Origin of the sequence: Glutamicibacter soli, from assembly GCF_003309065.1 — a bacterium.
GTDB lineage: Bacteria > Actinomycetota > Actinomycetes > Actinomycetales > Micrococcaceae > Glutamicibacter > Glutamicibacter soli.
Genome location: NZ_POAF01000016.1, coordinates 1 through 5,665, shown reverse-complemented (window position 1 = coordinate 5,665; position 5,665 = coordinate 1). Strand labels below are relative to the sequence as shown.

3 rRNA genes are annotated in these 5,665 nt (G+C 54.5%); all 3 read right to left on the bottom strand.

Annotated elements, in window-relative coordinates:
- Positions 1-8 precede the first annotated feature (8 nt).
- The 3 genes from rrf to C1H84_RS17790 all read right to left on the bottom strand — a co-directional run bounded on the left by rrf (position 9) and on the right by C1H84_RS17790 (position 5,526).
- Positions 9-125 (bottom strand): 5S ribosomal RNA (gene rrf / locus C1H84_RS17800).
- Positions 126-280: 155 nt separating this feature from the next.
- Positions 281-3,419 (bottom strand): 23S ribosomal RNA (locus C1H84_RS17795).
- A 581-nt stretch (positions 3,420-4,000) separates the two neighbouring features.
- Positions 4,001-5,526, bottom strand: a 16S ribosomal RNA gene (locus C1H84_RS17790).
- The 16S, 23S and 5S rRNA genes sit together here, the layout of an rRNA operon.
- Positions 5,527-5,665: the final 139 nt, after the last annotated feature.

The following is a 5,665-nucleotide window of genomic DNA, read 5'->3' as shown; positions in this document are numbered from 1 at the left end:
CAAGTTAAGTCCGGCGGTGACCTACTCTCCCACACCCTCACGAGTGCAGTACCATCGGCGCAATGGGCCTTAGCTTCCGGGTTCGGTATGGGACCGGGCGTTTCCCCCACGCTATGACCGCCGTAACAATCACGAAGCACACAAACCAACCATGGTGGTCCGGTGGATTCGTCCTTGCAAAGTCTCTTACTTTTTGTGGTTCGAGGTTGTTGTCTCGTAACCGCATAGTGAACGCGAACAATCAGAAAAACGTATTTTGTCGACACACAGTTTAGATAGTGTGTTGTAAGCCATCGGCCTATTAGTACAGGTCAGCTACACAAGTCTTTGGTCCTTGCTTCCACATCCTGCCTATCAACCCAGTAATCTAGCTGGGGGCCTCACCCACACACAGTGGATGGAAATCTCATCTCGAAGCAGGCTTCCCGCTTAGATGCTTTCAGCGGTTATCCCTTCCAAACGTAGCTAATCAGCGATGCACTTGGCAGTACAACTGACACACCAGAGGTTCGTCCGTCCCGGTCCTCTCGTACTAAGGACAGCCCTTCTCAAATTTCCAACGCGCGCAGCGGATAGGGACCGAACTGTCTCACGACGTTCTAAACCCAGCTCGCGTACCGCTTTAATGGGCGAACAGCCCAACCCTTGGGACCTACTCCAGCCCCAGGATGCGACGAGCCGACATCGAGGTGCCAAACCATGCCGTCGATATGGACTCTTGGGCAAGATCAGCCTGTTATCCCCGAGGTACCTTTTATCCGTTGAGCGACGGCCCTTCCACGAGGTGCCGCCGGATCACTAGTCCCGACTTTCGTCCCTGCTCGAGCTGTCACTCTCACAGTCAAGCTCCCTTGTGCACTTACACTCAACACCTGATTGCCAACCAGGCTGAGGGAACCTTTGGGCGCCTCCGTTACATTTTAGGAGGCAACCGCCCCAGTTAAACTACCCATCAGGCACTGTCCCTGAACCAGATCATGGTCCGAAGTTAGGTGACCGGTACAGCCAGAGTGGTATTTCAACGATGACTCCACCCGAACTAGCGTCCGAGCTTCACAGTCTCCCACCTATCCTACACAAGCTGCACCGAACACCAATACCAAACTATAGTAAAGGTCTCGGGGTCTTTCCGTCCTGCTGCGCGTAACGAGCATCTTTACTCGTACTGCAATTTCGCCGAGTTCATGGTTGAGACAGCGGGGAAGTCGTTACTCCATTCGTGCAGGTCGGAACTTACCCGACAAGGAATTTCGCTACCTTAGGATGGTTATAGTTACCACCGCCGTTTACTGGGGCTTAAATTCTCAGCTTCGCACACAAGTGTGCTAACCGGTCCTCTTAACCTTCCAGCACCGGGCAGGAGTCAGTCCGTATACATCGTCTTGCGACTTCGCACGGACCTGTGTTTTTAGTAAACAGTCGCTTCCCCCTGGTCTCTGCGGCCCACACCCGCATCCGGAGAGCAAGTCTCCATCACGGGGCAGGCCCCCCTTCTTCCGAAGTTACGGGGGCATTTTGCCGAGTTCCTTAACCATGATTCTCTCGATCGCCTTAGTATTCTCTACCTGATCACCTGTGTCGGTTTAGGGTACGGGCGGACTGGGACCTCGCGCCGATGCTTTTCTAGGCAGCATAGGATCACCGAATCACCCCACAAACGGGGCGCCTATCAGGTCTCAGAAACAATGAACAGCGGATTTGCCTACCGTTCTTCCTACACCCTTGGACCAGGTCAATTCCATTGCCTGGCTCGGCTACCTTCCTGCGTCACACCTGTTAATACGCTGACCTCACAACATCGGTTCCCACCACACCAACCAACAAGACACCTAAAAGGCATCAACGCTGGAATCCGTCATGGTTAGCATCCATTGCTCAGTATGGGCGGTCCTTCGCCGGTACGGGAATATCAACCCGTTGTCCATCGACTACGCCTGTCGGCCTCGCCTTAGGTCCCGACTAACCCAGGGCAGATTAGCTTGACCCTGGAACCCTTGATCATTCGGCGGACGGGTTTCTCACCCGTCATTCGCTACTCATGCCTGCATTCTCACTCGTGTGGCCTCCACCGCTGGTTTCCACCGCGACTTCACCGTCCACACGACGCTCCCCTACCCATCCAAACCACTGGACCACAAAGGCCAATGACATGTTTGAATGACGCAACTTCGGCGGTGTGCTTGAGCCCCGCTACATTATCGGCGCGGAATCACTTGACCAGTGAGCTATTACGCACTCTTTCAAGGGTGGCTGCTTCTAAGCCAACCTCCTGGTTGTCACAGCAACTCCACATCCTTTCCCACTTAGCACACGCTTAGGGGCCTTAGTTGGCGTTCTGGGCTGTTTCCCTCTCGACTATGAAGCTTATCCCCCACAGTCTCACTGCTGCGCTCTGACTTACCGGCATTCGGAGTTTGGCTAAGGTCAGTAACCTTGTAGGGCCCATCGCCTATCCAGTAGCTCTACCTCCAGCAAGAAACACGCAACGCTGCACCTAAATGCATTTCGGGGAGAACCAGCTATCACGAAGTTTGATTGGCCTTTCACCCCTACCCACAGCTCATCCCCTCCATTTTCAACTGAAGTGGGTTCGGTCCTCCACACGCTCTTACACGCGCTTCAACCTGGCCATGGGTAGATCACTTCGCTTCGGGTCTAGATCACGCCACTCACTCGCCCTATTCAGACTCGCTTTCGCTACGGCTTCCCCCCACGGGTTAACCTCGCGACGTAACACTAACTCGCAGGCTCATTCTTCAAAAGGCACGCCATCACAACCACAAGTGGCTGCTCTAACGGATTGTAAGCGCACGGTTTCAGGTACTATTTCACTCCCCTCCCGGGGTACTTTTCACCATTCCCTCACGGTACTGATTCACTATCGGTCATCAAGTAGTATTCAGGCTTACCAGGTGGTCCTGGCAGATTCACACAAGGTTTCACGGGCCCCGTGCTACTCGGGCATCCACACAAGAACGGCAGACACGCATTACACCTACGGGACTATCACCCTCTCTGGTCCGGCATTCCAACCGATTCACCTATACGCCTGCACCTCATCCCACCAGCGTAGATAGAACTGGTACATGTGGACCCCACAACCCCGATGATGCAACGCCTATCCGCTATCACACACCAACCGGTTTAGCCCCATCCGCGTTCGCTCGCCACTACTAACGGAATCACTATTGTTTTCTCTTCCTGCGGGTACTGAGATGTTTCACTTCCCCGCGTTCCCTCCACACAGCCTATACATTCAGCTGCAGGTCACACCACATAACATGGTGCGGGGTTCCCCCATTCGGAAATCCTGGCCTCAACGTCCGGTTATCGACTCCACCAGGCTTATCGCAGATTCCCACGTCCTTCATCGGCTCTTGATGCCAAGGCATCCACCGTGCGCCCTTAAAAACTTCAACACAAAACAAAGTTCTCAAAAATTGAGCTATAAAACAATCAACAAAATCACTACAAACAAGACTCAAACACCACACACACCCAGGACAGGCACGCACAGCTCATCTTGTCTGCAAGATGCTCGCGTTCACTATACAGTTCCCAAACAACAACCCCGCACCCCCAACAACAGCACCCCACACACCAGCCCCAAAAGGACCAGCCAGGACACCATGCCAGCAGACACAGGACAAACACCGAAACACCAAGCACCCAACCCACCAAACCCCGCAAAGGGACCAGGCGGCCAGGAGGCTTGTTGCCTCAAAACCCAACAGTGCACCAAACATTATCTATCGCATCACACGACCCATGCGCCCTTCCAACACCACCAACCCCCACAAGAGGGGCGGCACTGCGTACTAAACCACACACGCCACACAACACAAACCATGCCAACACCCGAACCCCCGAAAACAACCACACGATCGCCCTCGAAAACCCGTTTCCCAGTGTTGAGTTCATTGACATTCCACCCTCGAGCAACCCACCTGCACCACACTCGGGCACAGACATGGGCAACCAAAACTGGTTAGCTCCTTAGAAAGGAGGTGATCCAGCCGCACCTTCCGGTACGGCTACCTTGTTACGACTTAGTCCCAATCGCCAGTCCCACCTTCGACGACTCCCCCCACACAAGGTGGTTAGGCCATCGGCTTCGGGTGTTACCAACTTTCGTGACTTGACGGGCGGTGTGTACAAGGCCCGGGAACGTATTCACCGCAGCGTTGCTGATCTGCGATTACTAGCGACTCCGACTTCATGGGGTCGAGTTGCAGACCCCAATCCGAACTGAGACCGGCTTTTAGGGATTAGCTCCACCTCACAGTATCGCAACCCATTGTACCGGCCATTGTAGCATGCGTGAAGCCCAAGACATAAGGGGCATGATGATTTGACGTCATCCCCACCTTCCTCCGAGTTGACCCCGGCAGTCTCCCATGAGTCCCCGGCATAACCCGCTGGCAACATGGAACGAGGGTTGCGCTCGTTGCGGGACTTAACCCAACATCTCACGACACGAGCTGACGACAACCATGCACCACCTGTGAACCAGCCCCGAAGGGAAACCCCATCTCTGAGGCGATCTGGAACATGTCAAGCCTTGGTAAGGTTCTTCGCGTTGCATCGAATTAATCCGCATGCTCCGCCGCTTGTGCGGGCCCCCGTCAATTCCTTTGAGTTTTAGCCTTGCGGCCGTACTCCCCAGGCGGGGCACTTAATGCGTTAGCTACGGCGCGGAAAACGTGGAATGTCCCCCACACCTAGTGCCCAACGTTTACGGCATGGACTACCAGGGTATCTAATCCTGTTCGCTCCCCATGCTTTCGCTCCTCAGCGTCAGTAAATGCCCAGAGACCTGCCTTCGCCATCGGTGTTCCTCCTGATATCTGCGCATTTCACCGCTACACCAGGAATTCCAGTCTCCCCTACATCACTCTAGTCTGCCCGTACCCACCGCAGATCCGAGGTTGAGCCTCGGACTTTCACGATAGACGCGACAAACCGCCTACGAGCTCTTTACGCCCAATAAATCCGGATAACGCTTGCGCCCTACGTATTACCGCGGCTGCTGGCACGTAGTTAGCCGGCGCTTCTTCTGCAGGTACCGTCACTCTCGCTTCTTCCCTACTGAAAGAGGTTTACAACCCGAAGGCCGTCATCCCTCACGCGGCGTCGCTGCATCAGGCTTGCGCCCATTGTGCAATATTCCCCACTGCTGCCTCCCGTAGGAGTCTGGGCCGTGTCTCAGTCCCAGTGTGGCCGGTCACCCTCTCAGGCCGGCTACCCGTCGTCGCCTTGGTGAGCCATTACCTCACCAACAAGCTGATAGGCCGCGAGTCCATCCCCAACCGATAAATCTTTCCACCCTCAACCATGCGGTCAAAAGTCATATCCGGTATTAGACCCAGTTTCCCGGGCTTATCCCAGAGTCAGGGGCAGGTTACTCACGTGTTACTCACCCGTTCGCCACTAATCCACCCAGCAAGCTGGGCTTCATCGTTCGACTTGCATGTGTTAAGCACGCCGCCAGCGTTCATCCTGAGCCAGGATCAAACTCTCCATAAAAAACAAAAAGCCACCACAACCCCACCGGAAAAAGACGGGGCCACACGTGGTGATGAAATCCTGGCGAATAAAAACACTCGGAACAACACACGGGGGTGCATCATCCCAAGCAAAATGTTTCGTATTCACCAAACAAAAA